Origin of the sequence: Streptomyces flavofungini, assembly GCF_030388665.1 — a bacterium.
Classification (GTDB): Bacteria; Actinomycetota; Actinomycetes; order Streptomycetales; family Streptomycetaceae; genus Streptomyces; species Streptomyces flavofungini_A.
On sequence record NZ_CP128846.1, the window covers coordinates 37,422 to 58,557 of the forward strand.

The 21,136-nt window shown below is 71.6% G+C and carries 17 protein-coding genes and 4 pseudogenes; 9 read left to right on the forward strand and 12 right to left on the reverse strand.

Going from position 1 to position 21,136, the window contains the following annotated elements:
* Positions 1-39: 39 nt before the first annotated feature.
* The 4 genes from QUY26_RS00185 to QUY26_RS00200 form a co-directional block, all read right to left on the reverse strand.
* Positions 40-1,149, reverse strand: coding sequence for an aminotransferase class V-fold PLP-dependent enzyme (locus tag QUY26_RS00185; RefSeq protein ID WP_289943046.1), 1,110 nt, complete (start codon positions 1,147-1,149; stop codon positions 40-42).
* A 160-nt stretch (positions 1,150-1,309) separates the two neighbouring features.
* Positions 1,310-2,553, reverse strand: a protein-coding gene (locus QUY26_RS00190) for an IS3 family transposase (protein WP_289943047.1) whose coding sequence is annotated in 2 segments (ribosomal slippage) — positions 1,310-2,271 and positions 2,271-2,553 — 1,245 coding nt in all. Because the reading frame shifts where the segments join, the coding sequence is not laid out codon by codon here.
* Positions 2,554-2,604: 51 nt separating this feature from the next.
* Complete coding sequence (locus QUY26_RS00195) at positions 2,605-3,789, reverse strand: SMI1/KNR4 family protein (RefSeq protein ID WP_289943048.1); 1,185 nt, start codon at positions 3,787-3,789, stop codon at positions 2,605-2,607.
* A 54-nt stretch (positions 3,790-3,843) separates the two neighbouring features.
* Positions 3,844-5,051 (reverse strand): IS3 family transposase gene (locus tag QUY26_RS00200; RefSeq protein ID WP_289943049.1). Its coding sequence is split into 2 segments (ribosomal slippage): positions 3,844-4,763 and positions 4,763-5,051, totalling 1,209 coding nucleotides; the frame shifts between segments, so codons are not numbered across the junction.
* 125 nt (positions 5,052-5,176) lie between these two features.
* On the opposite strand from QUY26_RS00200, the gene QUY26_RS00205 reads away from it, so the two are divergent.
* Both QUY26_RS00205 and QUY26_RS00210 read left to right on the forward strand, forming a co-directional pair.
* A complete protein-coding gene (locus QUY26_RS00205; RefSeq protein ID WP_289943050.1) occupies positions 5,177-6,232 on the forward strand; it encodes a hypothetical protein in 1,056 nt (351 codons plus the stop codon).
* Positions 6,233-6,581: 349 nt separating this feature from the next.
* Complete coding sequence (locus QUY26_RS00210) at positions 6,582-7,133, forward strand: AAA family ATPase (RefSeq protein ID WP_289943051.1); 552 nt, start codon at positions 6,582-6,584, stop codon at positions 7,131-7,133.
* A 21-nt stretch (positions 7,134-7,154) separates the two neighbouring features.
* On the opposite strand, the pseudogene QUY26_RS00215 reads toward QUY26_RS00210, so the two are convergent.
* Together QUY26_RS00215 and QUY26_RS00220 are read right to left on the reverse strand one after the other, a co-directional pair.
* Positions 7,155-7,292: pseudogene (locus QUY26_RS00215) on the reverse strand (ATP-binding protein); the annotation flags it as partial.
* On the reverse strand, positions 7,244-7,984 hold the full coding sequence (locus QUY26_RS00220) for a transposase family protein (protein WP_289943052.1): 741 nt from the start codon (positions 7,982-7,984) through the stop codon (positions 7,244-7,246). The gene QUY26_RS00220 and the pseudogene QUY26_RS00215, both read right to left, overlap by 49 nt.
* 350 nt (positions 7,985-8,334) lie before the next feature.
* On the opposite strand from QUY26_RS00220, the gene QUY26_RS00225 reads away from it, so the two are divergent.
* The 7 genes and pseudogenes from QUY26_RS00225 (at position 8,335) to QUY26_RS00250 (ending at position 13,648) form a co-directional block, all read left to right on the forward strand.
* Positions 8,335-8,502 carry a hypothetical protein gene (locus QUY26_RS00225; protein ID WP_289943053.1) on the forward strand — a complete coding sequence of 56 codons (168 nt, stop codon included), beginning with the start codon at positions 8,335-8,337 and terminating at the stop codon, positions 8,500-8,502.
* A 258-nt stretch (positions 8,503-8,760) separates the two neighbouring features.
* Positions 8,761-8,889: pseudogene (locus QUY26_RS40875) on the forward strand (NAD(P)-binding protein); the annotation flags it as partial.
* 61 nt (positions 8,890-8,950) lie between these two features.
* Positions 8,951-9,295: pseudogene (locus tag QUY26_RS00230) on the forward strand (amine oxidase); the annotation flags it as partial.
* Positions 9,296-9,412: 117 nt separating this feature from the next.
* Positions 9,413-10,123, forward strand: coding sequence for an SDR family NAD(P)-dependent oxidoreductase (locus QUY26_RS00235; RefSeq protein ID WP_289943054.1), 711 nt, complete (start codon positions 9,413-9,415; stop codon positions 10,121-10,123).
* The gene (locus tag QUY26_RS00240) at positions 10,120-11,364 is read left to right on the forward strand and encodes a lycopene cyclase family protein (protein WP_289943055.1); all 1,245 of its coding nucleotides are present in this window, start codon (positions 10,120-10,122) and stop codon (positions 11,362-11,364) included. The genes QUY26_RS00235 and QUY26_RS00240 overlap by 4 nt, the downstream gene beginning before the upstream one ends.
* On the forward strand, positions 11,364-12,098 hold the full coding sequence (locus QUY26_RS00245) for a methyltransferase domain-containing protein (RefSeq protein WP_289943056.1): 735 nt from the start codon (positions 11,364-11,366) through the stop codon (positions 12,096-12,098). The genes QUY26_RS00240 and QUY26_RS00245 overlap by 1 nt, the downstream gene beginning before the upstream one ends.
* Positions 12,095-13,648: an FAD-dependent oxidoreductase gene (locus QUY26_RS00250; protein ID WP_289943057.1), complete on the forward strand. Its 1,554-nt coding sequence runs from the start codon at positions 12,095-12,097 to the stop codon at positions 13,646-13,648. The genes QUY26_RS00245 and QUY26_RS00250 overlap by 4 nt, the downstream gene beginning before the upstream one ends.
* 70 nt (positions 13,649-13,718) lie before the next feature.
* Here QUY26_RS00250 and QUY26_RS00255 read toward each other — a convergent pair whose 3' ends face one another.
* The 6 genes and pseudogenes from QUY26_RS00255 to QUY26_RS00280 all read right to left on the reverse strand — a co-directional run bounded on the left by QUY26_RS00255 (position 13,719) and on the right by QUY26_RS00280 (position 21,105).
* Positions 13,719-14,726: a DUF5914 domain-containing protein gene (locus QUY26_RS00255; protein ID WP_289943058.1), complete on the reverse strand. Its 1,008-nt coding sequence runs from the start codon at positions 14,724-14,726 to the stop codon at positions 13,719-13,721.
* Entirely contained in the window at positions 14,723-15,739 is a 1,017-nt protein-coding gene (locus tag QUY26_RS00260; RefSeq protein ID WP_289943059.1) for a phytoene/squalene synthase family protein, read from the reverse strand. The genes QUY26_RS00255 and QUY26_RS00260 overlap by 4 nt, the downstream gene beginning before the upstream one ends.
* A complete protein-coding gene (crtI, locus tag QUY26_RS00265; protein WP_289943060.1) occupies positions 15,726-17,291 on the reverse strand; it encodes a phytoene desaturase family protein in 1,566 nt (521 codons plus the stop codon). Before crtI ends, QUY26_RS00260 begins: the two co-directional genes overlap by 14 nt.
* Positions 17,288-18,430, reverse strand: a complete 1,143-nt coding sequence (locus tag QUY26_RS00270) for a polyprenyl synthetase family protein (protein ID WP_289943061.1) — start codon at positions 18,428-18,430, stop codon at positions 17,288-17,290. Before QUY26_RS00270 ends, crtI begins: the two co-directional genes overlap by 4 nt.
* 135 nt (positions 18,431-18,565) lie before the next feature.
* Positions 18,566-19,719: pseudogene (locus QUY26_RS00275) on the reverse strand (cryptochrome/photolyase family protein).
* A gap of 12 nt (positions 19,720-19,731) precedes the next feature.
* The gene (locus QUY26_RS00280; protein ID WP_289943062.1) at positions 19,732-21,105 is read right to left on the reverse strand and encodes a cryptochrome/photolyase family protein; all 1,374 of its coding nucleotides are present in this window, start codon (positions 21,103-21,105) and stop codon (positions 19,732-19,734) included.
* Positions 21,106-21,136 lie beyond the last annotated feature (31 nt).

Genomic DNA, 21,136 nt, shown 5'->3' on the forward strand with positions numbered 1-21,136 from the left:
CCTCACACCCCCTCCACCTCTCGCCCTCGTCAACAACCTTTACCGCAACATCAGTTCAGCCAAGCGGGCAAGGATGGCGTCGATCTCATCCGGCGTGAGGGGTACGAGTTCGAACAGCAGCCCCTCCGCATCCCGTCGGCCAGGCATGGCCCAGATCGACGGTGACCCCGCTCGCAGCGCTTCGTCCAGAGCGGCCGAGTCCATGGCCGACACGGCGGGATCCACCACCAGCCGGGCGCGGGCGAAGGGCAGGCCGGTCGGGTCGGGGACGGACGACGCGGTGACGCCCTGGACGGCACCCGCCCGCTCGACGAAGTCCGCCACCTTGTCCGCCTGCTGCTGCCGCCACACCGCCATATCCAGCTCCTGACGCGCCTCGAGCGCGGCGAGGACGCCGATCACCGCCTCCTTGCTCGCCTTCATCGCACGGCCGATACCCCGTTCCTGCGCCCGCACCGCCGCCACCGGACCGGCCCGGCCCACCACCAGACCCGCGGTCGGGGAACCCAGGTACTTCTGGCCGCTGATGGCCACCAGGTCCGCTCCGGTGGCCAGCAGTTCACCGACCCTGAAGTCTTGCGCGGCGCCATCGACGACGACGGGCACCCCGCGACGATGAGCGACCGCCACGGCGTCGGCCAACTCGGCACTGGCCCCGCGCACGAGACGGGACGACACCAGCAGCAGGCACGCGACGTCCTGTCGCGCGAGACCCGTCTCCAGATCCTCCAGCGTGAACCCGGCCTCCGTCCCCACGGGAACCGGGACCGCACCCGCCAGCCGGACAGCCTGCACGATGGAGTGTCCGTAATTGACCGCGTGTCCCGTCGGAAGAACGACTGCGCCGGGCATACCGGTCGTGTCCGGCAGCGCCTCGACGCGATCCAGGGACTCCCCGGTCATCGCGGCGGCGACCGCGAGAGTGATCGCCGACGCGGTGCAGTGCACGACGGTCCCCGCCTCCGCCCCGGTGAACCGAGCGAGGGCCCGGTCGGCCGCCTCCTGCAATTCGTCCATCACGAAGAACTCCGACAGCGACTCGGCGACCGCGGCGCTGACGTCGTCCCCACTGCGTGAGACGCCGAGGGGGGTGTAGGGCCCCCGTGCGTTGATGATGCGGCTGAGTCCGTATGCGGTGTGCAGTCCCATGAGTGCCATCCTGCCCTTGCCGGGGCGGTGTTCGCGGTGACCGCGTCGTGCCCGCCTCCCGCCGGCTCCCTGCGGGCGTTGCCGGAGTCCGCGCAGAGAGTCTTCACGTCAGCGGGGCGGACGAGCCCCGGATTGAACCGCTCCGGGATCCGTGGAGGCTCTATGCGTTGACTCCAGCCGCCGGTCGGGGCTGGTGTTGAGCGTAGTGGTTGGTCTCGTGCTCGTGGGGCGGGATGTCGCCGATGGCGGTGTGGAGGCGCTGGTTGTTGAACCAGTCGACCCATTCCGCGGTGGCTAGTTCGACGTCGGAAAGGCTATGCCAGGGCCTGCGGGGCTTGATCAGCTCGGTCTTGTAGAGGCCGAGCTGGGATTCCATGAGCGCGTTGTCCAGGGCGTCGCCGACTGTGCCGATCGAGGCGTCGATACCGGCCTCGAGGAGGTGCGCGGTGAACGCAAAAGACGTGTATTGGCTGCCGGCATCCGAATGATGAACCAGGCCCGGGCCAGCGGGAGTTCCGGCGCGGTCGCGGCGCCACAGAGCCATGTCGAGGGCGTCGAGGACGAGCTTGGCCCGCTTGCCGGTGGCGGCGGACCAGCCCACGATTGCCCGGGAGAACACGTCCACGACAAACGCGACGTAGACGATCCCGGACCACGTGGCGACGTAGGTGAAGTCGGCGACCCATCTTTCGTTCGGCCGGGATGCCGTGAAGTCGCGTTGCAGCAGGTCAGCTGCCCGATCATGACCGTCGTCCCGAACGGTGGTGCGGATCTTCTTCCCTCGCCTGGCACCCTCCAGGCCCAGGTCGCGCATCAGCCGGGCGACGGTGCAGCGGGCCACCGGTATGCCCTCGCGATGCAGCTGCCGCCAGACTTTCCGGACGCCGTAGACGCTGAAGTTGTCCGTGTGGACGCGGCTGATCTGCGTCTTCAGCTCGGCGTCGCGGACTGTCCGGGTGCTGGGGGCGCGGTTCTTCGCCGCGTAGTAGGTGCTCGTCGCGATCTTGAGTCCGTGGCTGGTCAGGACTCGGCAGATCGGCTCGACTCCGCACACCTGGCGGTGTGCGTCGATGAACGCTACGAGCGCTTCGACGGCCGGTCGAGCCCGGCCGCGAAGAAAGCCGAGGCCGCCTTGAGGATCTCGTTCACCCGCCGCAGTTCGGCGCTCTCCGCCTTCAGGCGCTTGATCTCTGCAGCCTCGTCGGACGTCACGCCCCGACGCCGGCCGGCATCGACTTCGGCTTTGCGGACCCAGGTCCGCACCGGCTCAGCGGCACCGATCCCGAGCTTCGCGGCAACCGCCTTCACCGCTGCCCACTCGGTCGGGTAGTTCGGGCGGACCTCCGCGACCATACGCACCGCGCGCTCACGAAGCTCAGCAGGATAGGCGGACGGACGTTCCATGACTCGACCCTCTCAGGGAATCGAGCCTCCACCAGACCCGGAGCGGTTCACCTATTCGTCCGGACCGTCCTCGTCTGTCCAGACAAGTGTTCCTGGGAAGTCGAGGTCCACGTCTGTGGCCTCCCATACCTCGTCGTCGGACACCCTTGCGATCCACGGGGGCGGTGAGGCTAGAGCGTTACCCACGAGATCCAGCACGCTGGCAAGGCATCTCCACAGCGGCCCTTCGAACCATCGGTAGCCAGCGTCCTCGATGTCCCATTCGCCGATGCGGCCCGTCCGTGTGTTCACGACGAGCTTGGTCACACCCAGCTCTCCGACGGGAACGATCCGGCGGCTGTCGTACGGACCGTACAGGTCGTCCTCAAGCCGGTACTCAAGGGAGTCGGCGTGCTCCTCAGCGATCTTCTCAACCCCGTACAACACGAACCCGGGCGGAATGATGTCGGTCAGCCCCGAGCCGTCATGGCGTAGGAGCGACCGCTCGATGTCGTCCGGCAGCCGTACCCCGATACGCTCATACAGGCCTTCCAAGCCGGCGCGCGTACACGGTTCCGGCAACGGATCCTCTTGGGGAGCGTGCTGGGCCAGCCAGCGTTCGATCTTCTCCCAGGACTCCTCAACAGGTGTCTCGTCGCCTCTGGGTCCCCACTCATCAAGGCCTTCGGGGACGTTGTCGGTCCAGATCAGCCGTCCAGGGATGTGCGGCCACACGCATGTGGCCTGCCATTTTCCGTCATCGCGCGCGATCCAGGGCGGTGACGAGGCGAGAGCGTTCCCGGCGTATTCCAGCAGACTGGAGAAGGAGGATCGCCACAGCGGCGGCGGGTCCTCGAACAGGCCGTAGTACGGCATTCTGCTACCCCAGTGCCCCATGCCCCCTGTCCTGGTGTTGACCACGAGCTGCGTGTCACCCAGCCCACCGACCGGCACAATCAGATTCCCGTCGAACGCCCCGTGTCGATCCCTTCCGAACCTGCGCTCGAGTGAGTTGATGTGCTCCCGCGCGATCTGCTCAACGTCATACAGGACAAAACCCGGCGGGGTAACGGTGGTGCGCCCGGAGCCGTTGTGCCGTAGTAATGAGCGTTCGACGTCCTCAGGCAGCCGCACACCGAGCCGTTCATACAGGCGCTCCAGGTCTTCGTGGGCGCAGGGCTCCGGGAGGAGGTCCTCGTCTGGGGCGTGCTGGGCTATCCAGTGTTCGATCTTCTCCCAGGATTCCTCGACGGGCACGTTCAAGCCTCCTCCAGTCAGTCAAGGGGCCTTGCCCCCGGAGTTTGGACACGTCTATGCGGCTTGGGTCAGGGTAGTTGCTGTTGGTTGGCAGTCGTTCTCGTAGGCGATCGGAGACCGCTGACCGAGGCGGGAGTGCCGACGCCGGGTGTTGTACCGGGCCAGCCAGCGGAAGGCGTTGAGTCGCGCTTCATGCTCGTTCGACCAGCCTTTGCGGCCCTGAAGCGTCTCCCTTTTGAAGGCGGCGTTGAAGCTCTCCGCTGCGGCATTGTCCGCGCTGGAGCCGACCGTGCCCATACTCTGCCGGCCCCCTGCCGATCTGCAGATTTCAGCGGAGGCTCTGCTCGTGTATTGCGAGCCGTGGTCGGTGTGCATCAACGCTCCGGCCAGGCTCCCGCGGGTCCGCTCGGCTGCCGCCAGGGCGTCGATGACGAGCTCGGTTCGCATGTGGTCGGCGATCGCCCATCCGGCCAGCCGGCGTGAGGCAAGGTCGATGACGGTCGCGAGATAGAGCGGCTTCGAGCCGCTGTCCGGCAGATACGTGATGTCGCCGACGTACTTCGTGTTCACCTCGGTCGCGGTGAAGTCACGGCCGATCAGATCCGGTGCCTTCGCCGTTGCCGGATCCGCGACGGTGGTCCGGTGCCGGCGGCGCAGACGAACACCCTCGAGCCCGATGGCTCGCATGATCCTTGCGACGCGCTTGTGGTTGATCTGTTCGCCCTGATCGCGGAGTTCGGCGGTGATCCTGGGGGCTCCGTAAGTGCGGTCGGAGTCCTGGTGGACCTTGCATATCCGGGCCGCGCGCCCGGCCTCGACGGCCTGCCGGGCCGTCCGTGCGGCCGCGGTGCGGCGCCAGTAGTAGAAGCTCGAGCGGGCGATGCCCAGGATGTCGCAGAGCCGCTTCACGCCGTGACGACGCTGGTGGTCAGCGACGGACTGGAAGCGGTTCACCAGCGCGTCTCCGTCGCGACATACCGGGCCGCCTTGCGGAGAATGTCGCGCTCTTCCTCCAGCTCACGGATCCTCTTGCGTGCCGCGGCCAGCTCCGCCTGAACGCCATCATCGCTGGCCCGCGCAGCAGGTGGCGGCCCGGAGTGGGCGCCGGGCCGGCGCCCGTCGGCGGCCCGGATCCAGTTCCGCAGCGTCTCGGTGTTCACCCCGAGATCACCAGCGACCGACTTGATCGTCGCTCCCGGCCTAGACCGGTACAACGCGACCGCGTCCGCCTTGAACTCAGCGGGGTAATGCTTCAGCCCCACAGGGACTCCGTTCTCCTGGACCATCAAGATCCAAGTCTCTCCGGTGTCCAAACTTCGGGGTCAAGGCCCCTCTGCCGCGCGCGCCGTGTCGGGACAGCTCCGCGGCGCTGAAGGAGCTCCGAGTCGTGAAGACCACCGCCATCGAACGTCGCGCCTACTTGCTGCGCCTGTACACCGGGCTGCCCTGGCAGTCCGCCCGGCGCCGGGTCGAGGCCGCCGCGCCCGGCTCCCAGGTGATCCCGCAGCCGGATGCAGACCAGTTGCTCCTGGAGGCCCGGGTGATGGCCGCACTGGCCTGGCGCCGGATCACCACGGTGCACCCGTGGGGCATCGAGTACGTCGACCCGCGTGCCGACCGCCTCCTGATCCGATTCGAGGCCGATCCGGCCGAGCGGCGCGACCAGGACGACACTCAGGCCCTGGACCTGGCCGAGGTACTGCTCCCCCGTGCCGACGAGTACGGCGGCATCAAGGGCGTGCCCGGAGCCCGGATCCACATCGAGGACGGGCAGGTGGTGCTGCGCGTGGTGGACACATCTGCCTCCGTTACCTTGCTGGGGCTGGATCCTGACGCGTGGCTGCGCGCGGCCGAGGTCCAGGACCAAGTGCTGGGCAGCTACGGCATGACGCCGTGCCACCAGGACCTGCCCGACCCGGTGGCACCCGGCCGAGCGCCCCTATCGGCGCCCGGGCCGTCGTGGCACTGCGGCGTCGGCCTGGATGACCAGCGGACTGCTGCGCCGTCTCGGCCTGATCCGCACGCTGGGGGTGCCGCTGGCCGTAACCGGGTGGCTCGGCCGCCATGGGCGCGACGGTGGCGAGCGCTGGGTCATCGACCCGATGTTCGCGCCAGGGGCCATCGGCGGCTGATGGCTCTGCTCGCGGCACCCGGCTGGGGCCTGCCCCTGTCCGCCTGGGACGAGCACTGCAACTGCCATCTGCCGCCCGGATACAGCGACCAGTGCACCACCCTCGCCGCCGGTCTGGCCGAGCGGCCCGGCGTGCTGGAGATTCGTGCCATCCAGCGGTGCGGCGACACCCTGAAGCAGATCCAGGAGCACGACCCAGCGATCCACGCGGCCCAGCAGCAACTTGTCCTCTCTGTACCCGCCTGGGTCGACCGCTGGCTCGAACGCGGTGACCGGCTCGCTCCGGACGTACCGGTCGGCCTCTTCATCTGAGTGCTTCTCTCACCATCGGAAGCGTCGATGACGTGCACATCCGAGCCGGAGAACAGGAGCACGGTGTTGTCGGCGAGGGTGTGATCGTGTCGGTGGGAAGCAGCAACGTGTGATGGTGAGTTCCAGGAACGCTTGAGGGGCTCGGCCGCAGAAATGTCGGCGAGTTTCAGGGACACCGCATGGGCAGACGGCCGTCGGGCCATGCGCTGTGCGGGCTCCCGCCGCCCGCGGACCGCCAGAGGCCTCGCGGGCGTTCTCGCCCCGGGGGGGGCCGGAGCGAACGGCTCATGAGGACCACGCCTTGAAAATACGTTTGCTGGCCACCAGGCACGCTGGCACGATTTCAAGCGTGATCACTGCTGAGACGCCGGACTGCCTGATCGTGACGGGGATGCCCGGGGCCGGGAAGTCGACGGTGACCAGGCTCGTCGCCGAGCGCCTGCCGCGCTCCGCCCGGCTCGACGGCGACTTCATCAACAGGCTGATCGTCAGCGGCCGTGTCTGGGCCCTTGGTGAACCGGCCGACGAGGCAGCGCGGCAGGTGGAGCTGTGCAACCGCAATCTATGCATGCTGGCGAACAACTTTGCCGACGCCGGCTTCACGCCCGTGATCGACTGGGTGATCCCCGAACGCAAGCAGTTGGACTTCTTCGTCTCGCTCCTTCCGGCCAGGAATGTTCTGTTCGTCGTCCTCGCACCGGGTATCCAAGCATGCCGACACCGCAACACTCTCCGTGATCCACGAGAACGGTTCGACTTCGACGGCTATGAAGATCTCGATGCCGACATGAAACGCGAACTCGGCGATGCCGGCTGGTGGTTCGACACCGCCGCCCTCTCTCCCGAGGAGAGCGCCGACCGCATCCTCCGCGAAGCTCGCTATCGCGCGATGGTGAACTGACTGCAAGCTCCCCGGCTCTGTTCAGGTCGCGGCGGCTTGTTCTGCCTCGGCCCGGGACTGGGCGAGGCGGTAGGAGTCGGTGCCGGTCTCGATGATCGTGCCGTTGAAGGTCAGCCGGTCGACGATGGCCGTGCAGAGCCGGGGATCCGTGAGCTTCTTCTGCGTTGCCGCTCCAGCGTGAGGATGGCCTTGGCGATTGACGTCATGCGATGGGGGCTGCATCGGGACCTGCGGAAGTTCCGCCAGGACTTCAGCCTCGCGACGCCGCGTTCGACGGGTGCTCGCGCTGCGGCCAGTGCCTGATTCAGAGTCCTCTCGGTAGGGGTGAGATCCTGCAGGGGCTTGCGCTTGATGCCGGTGGTGAGCCATGTGCCGCCGCCCTGGTAGGCAAGATCGGCCAGGATGGGAACGCCTTGGCGCTCGCAGATCCGGATGATCAGGTGGGTGCGGGCGGCGGTCAGGTCGTGGGTGCGGCCCGGCAGGGCGGGCGAGAGCCACAGCAGCCGGCCGTTGGGGTCGGTGACGACCTGCACGTTCACGCCGTGGCGCCGGTGTCTGTGGGAGTAGCCGGCCCGGCTGTCGCCGACCCGGTCGCACTCGGCGAGGGTGCCGTCGAGCAGGACGAAGTCGGGGTCGTGCTCGCGCAGCGTCTTCAGCAGATCAGGGGCACGAGCGGTGAGCAGGTCTACGACCGTGCGGGTGTTGGCGTGAGCGGTGGACTCGCTGATCCCGAACCCGGCGGTGATCTTCGCGAGGGTGGTGTGTCCGCGCAGGTACACCAGTGCCACCATCGCGCGCTGGAACGGGCGGAGCGTGCAGCGCCGGTCACCCTCGCGGGTGCTGAGCAGCATGGTGACCCGCTCCACGAGTCCATGCGGCAGGATGGATGACCAACGAGGCCCCCGAGCAGCATGGTTGAGGCGTCAGACATCTCGATCAACAGCCCGGGGGCCTCGCTCGTTGCGCTTCACGGCCCGTCACCCGATCAGTGGCCAACTCGAAGAAGCTCAGTGATGACGCTGTCTCAGCCGCCTGCCATAGCGCGCCTCCTCATCCAGGGACAGATACGAAGCGGTACGGCGCAGCGCCGCCCTGCACAGCGCCAGGTGCCCTGGCCCTGGCCCTGGCGCACAACACCCCCAACCCGCGCAAGACCGACGGCCCCTCCGCACTGCGCACACTCGGACAGGTCCGGCAGAACGTGGCCCTCCTCCGCAGCGGCCTCGCAGAACTCGACGGCGAGTCCGCGGACGGCCTCACCGATCACTTCCCGGTGTTCGACAAGCCGCTGGTGCGGGCGCACGCCCGGGTCCTACGGCCGCTCGCCGACCACGGAGAGCCGTCCTACCTCCCGGAGCCCGCACAATGACCCCAACGCCTGCCCCGCACCGACGGGTTCACCCGCCGCTCACCCCGCTCTCCGAGGGTGCCGTCCGCGGAGTCGCGGACGGCGTCGATCCGAGCGTCATCGATGCCGGCGCCGTGTGCACCCCGGACCCCGCCTCCTCCCCCGTCGCGTCCAAAGGAGCCCGCGGTCTCGATCCGTTTTGCGGGCTGGTGTCGGCGTGCCTTGCTGCGGGCCTTCGGGTTGGGTGAGTAGAGGGTGGTTCGTCAGCCAAGGAGTGAGATGACCGTTCAGCAGCACCCGGCTTTGGACATCGTCGTCGGGGCCGGACTCGCCGGGCCCGCCTGCGCACCGGATCTGTGCCGTTCCAAACGGCGGGTAGCGCTGTTGGAGACGTCCGACGATGTGGGCCGCCGGATGCGAGCGCTGTCTCCTCGCGACCTGGCGGCGCTCACGGCGCTCACCGCGAGAGACACCTGCCCTCAGCGAGGTCGCCCCCACCTACGCACCACGAAGCATCTCGCTGATCTCCAGCTCCGTCCTCGGCGACGACAGACCAGACGCGCCGGGCATGGTGCTCCGGCGACCGGGCGAGCTGTACGGCACCGACACCAGCGGCTGGCGGCAGCTCGCCTCCCACACCGTCGCGCAAGCCCTGCCCGCGACGGGGCCGCCGCTGCCGCTGAGCCGTTCGAGCCGCTTCGCTGCGGGCCGGTACGTGTGCGGGGACCATCGCGCGACCGGGTCGGTGCAGGGTGCGCTGGCGCCGGGCAGCCGGGCCGCCCGCGAGGTGCTCGAAGACGCCGCACGCCCCTGACGGCCTGCGGTCACGGCCCGGTGCATCCGTTGGCGGGTGAACGGCTGAAGTGAGAATGCGGCAGGGCGAGTGGGTGATCCGGGGTGAGGCATGGAACGGCATGGCACACGTGTGCTGGTGGCCGGTGCGACCGGCGTTCTCGGTGGTGCGATCACCGCTGAGCTGGTCGGCCGGGGAGCGCGCCCTGCGCCGGCCGGACGCGACCCGCATCGTCTGGCCGCCGCCGCGAGGGCCCATGGCACGGCGCCGACCACGGTGTTCAACGCGTACGATCCGGCGTCCTGTGCGCGGGCCGTGCACACGGCGGCGGCCGAACCGGGTGGTCTCGACGCCGTCGTGACCGTGTTCGGATCGGTGGCCTTCGGCAGCGTCGAGGCGGTCGGTGACGAGGTGGCCGAGCGTCTGATGGCGGTCGACTTCCCCGCGCCCGCGGCGTTCTTCCGGGCCGCGCTGGGCGTCATGGGTCCCGGCGCCGCGCTGGGCGTCATGGGTCCCGGCTCGCTGATCGCGGCCGTCACCGGTGTCGTCGCGCAGCGCCCGCAACCGGGGATGGCCGACTACAGCGCTTCCAAGGCGGCCTTGAGCGCTTGGCTCGCCGCGGTGCGCCGAGAGACACGAACCGCGGGTGTCCGGGTGCTCGGACTCCGGCCCGGCCACCTGGACACCGGCTTCACCGACCGGCCCGTCACCGGCAGTGCCCCGCCGCTGCCCGCGGGCACCGACGTGAACACGGTCGTCGCAGCCATGGTGGACGCCATGGCCCGGAACGCGGAACTCCTGCGCACCACCGCGGACGGATCCCCCACCATCGAGCGGCGAGCCCGGTGACGCGCCCGACGCCCCGGCGCCCCTCCGACGTCAGGTCCGACGTGGTCGTCGTGGGCGCAGGCGCGGCCGGACTCAGCCTGGCGCACCGGCTGGCCGCCGTCGGCTCGGCCACGGTGACCGTCGTCGAGGCCCCCGACGGGCCGCTGCGACCGCCGGAGCGGACCTGGTGCTTCTGGGAGACGGGCACCGGCGACTTCGAGGAGGCGGTGAGCGCCTCCTGGTCCCGCCTGCGCGTGCACTCCGCCGACGGCAGCCCGGTGACCGTCACCCCCGACCCGTTCCGCTACCGCATGCTGCGGTCCGGGGCGTTCGAGCGGCTGGTGCACGCCCGCCTCGCCCAGTCCCCCGGCGCACAAGTGGTGCGGGCGACCGCGGGCGCGGTGCGTGACGCGGGCGACGGCGCCGAGGTCGACTGCGCCCTTCCCGGCGGCGGGACCCTGACGCTGCGGGCCGGCCTGGTCTTCGACTCCCGCCCCGTGCCCGAGCTCCCCCCTGCCCGGACACGCCTGCTGCAGCACTTCCGCGGCTGGTTCGTGCAGACCGCCACGGAGCGCTTCGACCCGGCAGTCGCGGACCTGATGGACTTCCGGGTCCCGCAGCCCCGGCACGGGCTCGCCTTCGGGTACGTGCTGCCGCTGGCCCCGGACCGGGCGCTCGTGGAGTACACCCAGTTCTCCCGCGCCCCCCTCAGCACGGACGCCTACGACGCGGCACTGGCCCACTACAGCCGTGAAGTCCTCGGGCTCGGCGCCTGGACCGTGGAAGCGGCGGAGCAGGGTGTCATCCCGATGACGGACGGGCGCTTCCCGCGCCGGGTGAGTCCTTGCGTCTACCGGATCGGGGCAGCGGGCGGCGCCACCCGGCCGGCGACGGGATACACGTTCGCGGCCGTGCAGCGGCAGAGCCGGGCCATCGCCGAGAGTGTGCGCCGCGGGCGCGTGGCCGTGCCTCCCGCTCACGGTCGGCGGGCCCTTGCGCTCGACGCGGTGCTGCTGCGGGCGCTGGACACCGGGCGGATCGACGGCCCCGCGTTCTTCGCCGAACTCTTCCGGCGCACCCCGGCCGAGCGTCTGCTGCGCTTCCTCGACGGTGCCACGAGCCCCTGGGAGGAGTGGAGCATCGGACTGTGCAGCCCCGTGTGGCCCATGCTGCGCACCGCGGCCGAACTCCCCTTCCTGCGCGGGCGACAGCGAACCGCCCCCGCTCCCCCTCCCCCTCCCCCCGGCGAAGAGAGCCCCTGATGGCCTTGTTGCACGACCACGACCTCACCCACGCCTTCGACGACGCCGCGCGCACCTACGACCTCCTCACCGCCTTGAACCCCGGCTACCGGACTGACTTGCTCCGCTCGGCGCGCCGGCTCGGACTGCCCGGTGAGGGCGCGGGACTGCACGTGCTCGATCTCGGCTGTGGCACCGGTGCCTCCACGCGCGCGCTGCTGCGGGCCGCGCCCCAGGCCCGGATCACCGCCGTCGACGCCTCCGCCGGGATGCTGCGGCGCGCGCGGGCCAAGGCTTGGCCCGCGCGGGTGCACTTCGTGCATCAGGCCGCCGAGTCGCTGCCGGGGATGCAGGAAGGGCCTTTCGACGCGGTCTTCGCCGCCTACCTGTTCCGCAACGTCACGCACCCCGACAGCGTCCTCGCGGCCGTGCGCAGCCGACTGCGACCGGGCGGCCGGCTCGTCGTCCACGAGTACAGCCTCAGCGGTTCGATCGTCCACCGCGCGCTGTGGACCGCCGTGTGCCAGGGCGTGATCATCCCCGTGGGGACGCTCAGCGGTGACCGTGCCCTCTACCGCCACCTGTGGCGCAGTGTGCTCGCGTTCGACACCGCGCCGGCCTTCGCGGACCGGTTGTCCCGTGCCGGGTTCACCGGAGTGCGCACCGCTCCCGTCGCAGGCTGGCAGACGGGGATCGTGCACACGTTCCTGGCCCGCAACGGCGCATCCGCCGCGGCGAAGGAGCAGGCCGTATGAGCGCTCCACCGCGCGCGGCCCGGCGGGGGCGGGACCGCAGGGCCGAAGTCCTGATGCCCCGGCCGGGCCGGGACCGCTTCGCGTCGGCGGACGCACCGCGCGTCGCCGTGATCGGGGGCGGCATCGCCGGTCTCGCCGCCGCCGTCCTGTTGGCCGAACGCGGCGCTCACGTGACGGTGTACGAGCGGGAGGGGGCGCTCGGCGGCCGCCTGGCCGGATGGCGCACGCGCCTGACCGACGGCTCCGCGGTGACCATGAGCCGTGGCTTCCACGCCTTCTTCCGTCAGTACTACAACCTGCGGGGGCTGCTGCGGCGCACGGACCCGGGTCTCACCCGGCTCACGCCGGTCCCCGACTATCCCCTGCGCCACAGCGGCGGGCTCACCGACAGCTTTGCCCGTGTCCCGCGCACACCGCCGCTGAGCGCCCTGGGGTTCGTCGCTCTGAGCCCCACGTTCGGCTGGCGGGACCTCGCCGCCATGAACCCCCGGGCGGCCCTGCCGCTCCTCGACGTGCGGGTGCCGCAGGTCTACGAGCGCTTCGACTCCGTCAGCGCGACCGCGTTCCTCGAACAGGTCCGCTTCCCCGAAGCGGCCCACCACTTGGCGTTCGAGGTGTTCTCGCGGAGCTTCTTCGCCGACCCGCGTGAACTGTCGGCCGCCGAACTGCTCCTGATGTTCCACATCTACTTCCTCGGTTCCGCCGAGGGGCTTCTCTTCGACGTCCCGGACGCTCCTTTCCCGCAGGCCCTCTGGGATCCCCTGGGCGATTATCTTCAGCGCCTCGGTGCGGATGTCCGCACCGGCACGGCCGTGCGCCAGGTGCGACCGCGTGACGACGAGCGGGCCGAGGTGCGCACCGAGGCATCGGCCGAGGTCCACGACGCGGTCGTCCTCGCCCTCGACGCGGGCGGGCTGCGCCAGGTGGTCGCCGCGTCGCCCGAACTGGGCACTCCGTCCTGGCGGGAGGACATCGCGGCTCTGCGCTCGGCGCCGCCGTTCCTCGTGACCAGGCTCTGGCTCGACCGGCCGGTTCGCGCCCACCGGGCCGCGTTCCTCGGCACCAGCGGATACGGGGGCCTCGACAACATCAGCGTCCTCGACCGCTACGAGAGCGAGGCCGCCCTGTGGGCCGCGCGGACCGGCGGCTGTGTGGTCGAGCTGCATGCCTACGCCGTCGATCCGGCCGCCGACCGCAGCACCGTGGAGGCCGGACTGGTCGAGCGACTGCGGGAGGTGTATCCGGAGACACGGGAGGCCGGGATCGTGGACGCCCGTCATGTGTGGCGTTGCGACTGCCCGCTCTTCCCGCTCGGGTCGTACCACCGCCGTCCCACCGTGCGCGGCCCGCACGCCTGGCTGACGCTGGCCGGGGACTCGGTGCGCTGCGACCTTCCGGTGGCGCTGATGGAGCGGGCCGCCACCACCGGTTTCCTGGCCGCCAACGAGCTGCTCGCCCGCTGGGGCGTGCGCGGGCAGGTGCTGTGGACGGTGCCGCGCGCCGGGCGCTCGGCCGCGTTGCGGGCGCTGGGAGCACTCGCCGAGCGCTGATCCCCTCGCCACGCTGTCGGGCGCCTCCTCGCAGCCTGCGCGAGGAGGCGCCCGGCCCGACGAGACGGGTTCACCCAGGGAAGCGCCCGGTGCTGCGCAGGGTCCAGCGCCGCTCGGCGTAGGCGATGTCGTCGCGCCACAGGCGACCCGCCGTGCGGCGCATCAGGGGCCGCAGGGCGGGGGCGGCGACCCGTGCCAGAGCGAACCCCCTGCGGTCAGAGGCGGCGACGACCGCCTCGACCACCGCGGTCCTCGGCCGCCCGGCTCCCTCGGCGGTGAGCGGGGTGGCGTGGGTCTCCACGACCGAGGAGGCGCCCTCTCCCTCGGTGATGCGCATCAGGACGGTACGCGGACCGGGCGCGGTGAACTCCGCCCTCACCGGCACCACGAGACGTCCCGTGACCCGGAAGGAGACGTCGACGACGAAGGCGTCGTCACCGTCGCCGGTCGGCGTGCGCGCGACGGTCAGGTCCACGAAGGAGTACGGGTGGAACCACGAGCCGTGCCACGGGTCGAGGCGGTTGGCGACGACGTCCTGTGGCTCGCACGCTCCCACCGCGGTGAACACGGCGTCCAGAGCGGAGCTCGGTGCCGGACGGGCCGGTACGGACGGGCACTCCGTCGGCTCCTCGCCGCCGACCTCGTCGAGCCGTACCCACAACAGCACCCCGTCGTCGTGGACGGGGAAGGGCTCCCAGCCCGCGAACGGGGCGCCGTTCAGGGCCAGTCCGTGCCAGTGGCAGACCAGCGTGCCGCAGACCACCCGGCTGTCGCGCAGTGGCGCGCCCAGGTGAGGGCAGGCGCCCGGGCCCGCGTGCGGTTCACCGTCGTCCGAGCGCCACAGCACGATCTCGACGCCGCCCACCGTCCGGCCGCGGGGCCCCGCGCCCGCTCGGACGTCCCGCGAGGCGCCGACCACGAACCAGTTCCCGCAGGGGCGTGCCGAGGCCCGCTTGAGCGCTTCGGCGATGAGGGCGGGGCGCGCGGCCTGCCAGGTGGGCTTCTGTGCGGCCCACCCCGGCCCGTGGCGGCGGCGCAACGGAGGTGTCCAGCGGGACCTGCTCCGACCGTCCGTCACTGCTCTGTCCTTTCCGCTGACGTGCCGTGCCGCTGAAGTGCCCTGCTGCCCGGTGCGGTCGTCAGGGGGGTGTCCGGGAGGCGGGCGCGGCAGCGCGCCGCGACGACGCGCAGGGCTCCTGCGGCGGCTGTCGCCGTCCTGCGCCTGCGGGACACCACCGCTCGGCGGTGCAGCACGGCGTAGTCCTGGTCGGCGATCGCGTCGAGGACGCCGCCGTACAGGGTGAAGGCGGTCCGGATGCAGGGGCGCACTCGCGGGTCGAGCATCGCGATTCCCGGCTCGGCGTCCTTGTACACGTTCCTGGTGAGCGCTTCGGCCGCGATCAGCGCGGCACGGATGCGCCGGTCGTGGCGTCCGGTGCGTCGGCTCCACTGGAGCAGGGACCGGTCGACGCCATGGGCGGCGAGCAGGTCCGCCGGCAGGTAGACGCGGCCCCGGTCCAGGTCCTCGCCCACGTCCCGCAGGAAGTTGGTCAGCTGGAACGCCACTCCGAGGGCCTCCGCGTGCGGCGCCGCTTCCTCGCGCGGCACGGTCGTGCCCAGGACCGGCAGCATCTGCAGGCCGATCACCGCGGCCGAACCGTGCATGTACGCGCGCAGGTCGGCGTAGGCGGGGTAGTCCGTGACGGTCAGATCGCTGCGCATGGAGGCGAGGAAGTCGGCGAACAGCGTGTGGTCGATGGCGTACCGGGCGGCCGTGTCGGCGACGGCGCGGACCACGGGCTGGTCGCCGCCTCCCGTGCGCAGACCGTGCGCGAGGTCGTCCTCCAGGTGGTCGAGCAGCCGCTCGCGCTCGGCGGGGGTGAGGCGGCGGTCGCTGTCGTCGACGATGTCGTCGGCCCAGCGGGCGAAGCCGTACAGCGCGTGCACCGCCGAGCGGCGCTCCACCGGCAGCAGCCGGGTGGCGAGGAAGTAGGTCCGGCCGTGGCGTGCGTTCAGGTTCCGGCAGTGGGTGTACGCGGCGCGCAACGCGGGATCGGCGATCCCGGCGGCGTCCAGTTCACGACGGGTCATCGGTGCCTCTCGCGGGAGTGTGGGACGCGGCGGTGCCCGTCGCCGACGGCCTGCCCGGCCGTCTCCGGGGAACGGCGCCGGTGACGCGCGCCGCGGCGAGCTTGCCGCTGATGAGCACGGTCGGCACGCCGACCCCGGGAGTGGTCCCGCAGCCGGCGAGCACGACGTTGTCGAGGCCGCTGACCAGATTGCGGGGCCGGAAGGGGCCGGTCTGGGCGAACGTGTGGGAGACCGAGAAGGGGCTGCCCGCCGCGTGCCCCTGCGCCGCCCAGTCGAGCGGGGTGACGAGGAGTTCCTTCTGGACGGCGGCCCCGAACCCGTCCAGGCCCCGGCGCTCCAGGACGGCGGACAGGCTGTCGCGATAGCGGGGCCCGAGGTCGCGCCAGGCCGCCGCCGAGGGCCCGGTGTCGGTGTTCGGGCACGGGGCGAGCACGTAGTGCAGGTGCCGTCCCGGCGGCGCGAGGGCGGGGTCGTGTGTCGTGGGCCGGGTGATGAGCAGGGACGGGTCGCTCATCAGGCTTCCGGTGCGGGTCAGCTCGTCGAAGGTCTGCTCCCAGGCCGCGCCGAAGGAGAGCGTGTGGTGGGCGAGAGCGGGCCAGGTGCGGTCGGTCCCGGCGTGGAGGATCACCGCGGACGGCGAGTGGCGCAGCCCCACCGGGCGTCGCGGGGTCCGGCCCAGGAGGCGGTACGCGGAGGGGAGTTCGCAGGACAGGACCACCGCGTCGCAGCCGATCCGCTGCCCGTCGGCGAGGTGTACGGCACGCACCCGGCCCGCGGATCGCTCCAGCGCGCTCACCTCGGTGGACCACCGGAAGTCGGCGCCCGCCCCGGCGGCGGCGTCGGCCATCGCACGGGGCAGCGCGTGCATGCCGCCCTTGGGGAACCAGACTCCGGCCACGGTGTCCATGTAGGCGATCACGGCGTACGCCGCGAGTGCCCGCGCGGGCGCGACTCCGGCGTAGAGGGCCTGGAAGGTGAAGACGCGGCGCAGCCGGGGGTCGGAGAGGAACCGCCCTACACGCCGGTCGAGGCGCCCGAAACCACCGAGGGCCGCGAGCCGCGCCAGATCCGGATGCAGCAGTTGGAACGGCGAGTCGAAGTTGGTGTCGATGAAGCGCCGCATCTGCGCGCGGTAGAGCCGCTCCAACCACTGCCTCAGCCTGCGGTAGCCGGCGGCCTGGCCGGGGCCGGCGAAGCGTCTGACCTCTTCTTCCATCGCCTCGCCGTCGGTGTGCACGTCCAGGGAACTGCCGTCGGCGAAGCTCGCGCGATAGGCCGGGTGCAGCGCCACGAGGTCCACCCGGGAGTGCAGGCTCTCGCCGACGGCGGCGAATGCCTCGTCGGCCAGGTGCGGCATGGTCAGGACCGTCGGGCCGGTGTCCACGCGGTAGCCGTCGAGGTCCACTCGTCCGGCCCGGCCGCCGGGCACGACGTCCCGTTCGACGACCGTCACCCGGCGCCCTGCGCCGAGCAGGTGGAGCGCGCAGGCGAGCCCGGAGAGCCCGGCACCGACCACGACGACGTGGTCGGTGGGGCCCGGTAGGGCCTTCACCGTGCCGCCCCTCGTCGCTGTGGGGCAGGGCCCGAGGCGCGCTCCACGAGCGCGGCGAACTCGCCCTGTGCCTCAGGGCTCGCGCCGCTCTCGCCGAAGTACCGCAGACTCTTGGCCGCGAGTTCGTCGATCTTCGCCTCGACCATGGCGCGCGCGCCCGTGCGTTCGAGCGCGAGGCGCATGCGTTCCACCGTGGCGTCGGAGCGAGGCTCCGCAGCCGGTGCGAGCACGGCCGTGGCGTCGACGTCTCCGGAGGCGTCGGCGAGGGTCAGCGCGACGGCGAGCAGGTAGGTGAGCTTGCGTGTGCGCAGGTCGTCGTCGGCCGGTTTCCCGGTCAGCAGCGGGTCCCCGAAGGCCCCGAGAAGGTCGTCCCTGAGCTGGAACGCCAACCCCGCGCACCGGCCCGCGGAGCGCAACGCGTCCAGGGTGCGCGCGTCGGCGCCCGCGAGGGACGCGCCGAGCGCCAGCGGGCGCTCGACCGTGTAGAGGGCGCTCTTGAGCGTGGCGATGGTCACGGCCTCGTCGAGGCCGCGGGCGCCGGTCGCCTGGGCGTGCAGGTCGCGGTACTGCCCGGCGACCATCTCCCCGCGCATCGCCCGCCACTCGCTGTGGAGCCGCACCCCGTGCGGCGAGCCCAGTGCCGCCTCGGTGAGCAGGTCGTCGGCCCAGGCGAGCGCGAGGTCCCCGGCGAGCACCGCCGCGGAGTCGGCGAAGGACTCCGGTGCGCCGTCCATGCCGTCCGCCCGGTGCTGGTGTGCGAAGTCGACGTGCATCGCCGGACCGCCCCGGCGCAGGGACGATCCGTCCATCACGTCGTCGTGGACGAGGGCGCACGCCTGGAGGAGCTCCAGAGCGGCCCCGACCGCGAGCACGGCCGTGGCGTCGGCCGAACCGCCCGCCGCGCGCCAGCCGGACCAGACGAACGCCGTGCGCAGCCGCTTCCCGCCTCGCCGCACGAACGCGGTCACGCGCGCCACGACGTCGCGGGCGTACACCGGGTCGATCTCGTGGGCGCGGCGCAGTCCGGTGTCGAGAACGTCGCCGAGAACCCTCTCCACGGCTTCGGTGACCTGCTGGACCGTGCGCGGGGCGTCCATGAGCCCGGCGTGGGGAGCCGCGTCCTGCCGCAGTCCTAGCATTCCAAGACCTTCCTCACGCTCGGTCACCTGTACACCAGTACTTCTGCGGCAGCCCCGCGGGCGGATGCGCTGATTCCTTCCCGGTGCGCGGTCACCTTCGTCGGCGCTCACACCAACGGTGGATCGGTCCAGGTCTCATGGCGGCGCGTCACCTCGTTCGTGCTCTTGTCGGCGGACCTCGGCGAGATCGCCGAGCCGGTCGAGCTGTCGCACCGGCTGCGCTGTGCGGTGATGGCGCGCGAGGCGTTCGCGGTGCCGGTCGACGAACGTCCAGTAGCCCGCGGTGTAGGGGCAGGCGTGGTCGCCGACACGCTCGCCCTGCCGGTACCGGCAGGGTCCGCACAGGTCGCTCATGCGGTTCAGGTAGGCGCCGCCCGAACGTACTCTCGCCAGCCCGCGATCTGCCGGACGAAGCCCTCCACGCTGTTCAGTGGCGCCGTGCCCGCCCGCCAGGCCGTCTCGGCCCGCTCGACACATTCGGCGGGATCGAGCAGCCCCAGGTTGAGCGGGGCGGACAACAGGCTGTGGCTCATGACCGGGTCGGCCGCGAGGACGGCGTCCTCGTACGGCCCGAAGGTGGCGAGCCTGTGGTCGATGAAACGGCGGAGTGCCGTGAGCGCCTCGGCGCGGGTCGCGGGGAAGAGGCGTGGCCCGTCGCGGCCGACGAAGGAGACGTCGCCGTCCCGCTCCCAGCGGTCGAGGTCGTGGCGGACCTCTTCGTCGATGTCGTCCTCGCGCGGCCGGTAGGGAGCGGCGACTCCCAGGCGGGCCGCTCGACGGGGCGGTGGCTCACGGTTGTCGTGGTCGTGGTTCCACCGGCCGCCCACCGGAGCAGCCGCCTCCATCAGCACCTCGTGTCGTCGGCGCATCCAGCGGTAGAAGTCCTCCTGCCGCAGCCTCTTGCCGTCGTGGCCGTCCGCCCAGGTCCTGAACTCGTCCATGGGGAGCAGGAATCCGCGCGCCGGGCCCACCGTGACGTGCGGCGCGGAGCGCACCAGGCGCAGGGCGGCATGGGACGTCGGGTGATGGACCGTCACCGCGGCGGCGCCCACCGCCTTCTGAAGTCCGTCGCGATAGGTGTCGGCCCGTACGTAGGTGAGCCGGTCGCCGAGTTCCGCGGCCCGGTGCCGCATCGCGGAGAGCACGAGGTGGGCCTTGGCGCGGTGGAAGGTCCGCCGCCGGAACACCGACTTCGCCTCGATCATGAGCAGGGGGGTGTCGCGTTCGGGGCCGTCGTCCGCGGGTGTGAGGAAGTGGGGCCCGAGCTGGTCGCCGAAGAGCCAGTGCACGCGGGTCTCCCTTCAGTCCCGGTCCCGGGCGCGCTTGAAACGGGCGAGACCGTCGGCGAGGTCCATCAGCGGGTCGGGGTAGTCGAGCGCGGCGCGCTCGGCCCGGGGCAGCCTCCAGGGCTCGTGCACCAGCCGCTCGTCCACGTTCTTCAGCTCCGGCACCCAGCGGCGTACGTAGGCGCCGGTCGGGTCGAAGCGCAGGCCCTGGCGGACGGGGTTGAGGACGCGGTGGGGGCGGGTGTCGGTGCCGGTTCCCGCGACCCACTGCCAGTTGAGCTGGTTGTTGGCGATGTCGCCGTCGACCAGCAGACGCAGGAAGTGCCGGGCGCCGATCCGCCAGTCCACGTAGAGCGTCTTGGTGAGGAAGCCGGCCGCGAGCAGGCGTCCTCGGTTGTGCATCCAGCCCTCGTGGGCCAGTTGCCGCATGGCGGCGTCGACGACCGGATAGCCGGTACGCCCTTCCCGCCAGGCGGCGATGTCGTCGGCGGCGTTCGCCTCGGTCCGCCAGCGGTCCCGGTGGCCGCGGTATTCCTGGACGGAGGCGTCAGGGCGGGCGGCGAGGACCTGGTGGTGGAAGTCGCGCCAGCACACCTGACGTACGAAAGCCTCCGCGCCCGCGCCGCCGTGGGCGCGGGCCCGCTGGACGACCTCGACCGGTGACAGGGCGCCGAAGTGCAGATAGGGAGAGAGCCGCGAGGTCGTGTCGCCCGCCAGGTCGTCGTGGCCGTCCTCGTATCCGGCGAGGGAGGATCGCGTCCAGCGCGAGAGGCGTGCGCGCCCTGCCGTCTCCCCGCCGTCGGGCAGGTCCGGCGAGAGGCCGGAAAGACCGTCGCGGGAGGGAAGCCGTTCACCGTGCACCTCGTCGGGGACGCGCACGGCGCGCGGTGCCGGGAGGACCTGCCGCAGCAGCTCCTGCGACCAGCGGCGCAGGTAGGGCGTGAACACGGCGTAGTGGTCCTTGCCCGCGGGGGTCAGGGCTCCGGGGGCGACGGCGGTGATCACGGCGTCGTGCAGGTGCAGGGCGGCGCCGCAGGTGGCGAGGGCGTCCCGCAGGCGCCGCTCGCGCCGGTGGGCGTGCGTGGTGACACCGGCGGCCATGTGCACCTCGCTCGCCCCGCACTCGGTGACGACCCGTGACACCACCTCGGCCACGGGTCCGCCGCGCACGACGAGACGTCCGCCGCGCTCACGCAGCGCGCGGTCGAGGTCGGTGAGGCAGTCGGCCAGAAAGGCGCTGCGATTGGGCGCGTCGAAGCCGGCCGCGTGCACGGCGGGGTCACGGACGAAGAGCGGCACCACTTCGTCGGCGGCCGCGAGCGCGGCCCGCAGCGGCGGGTGGTCGTGCAGGCGCAGGTCGGAGGTGAAAAGGACGACCGCGACGGTCATGGAGTGGCTCCCCTGGGGTGGTGTGGTGCGG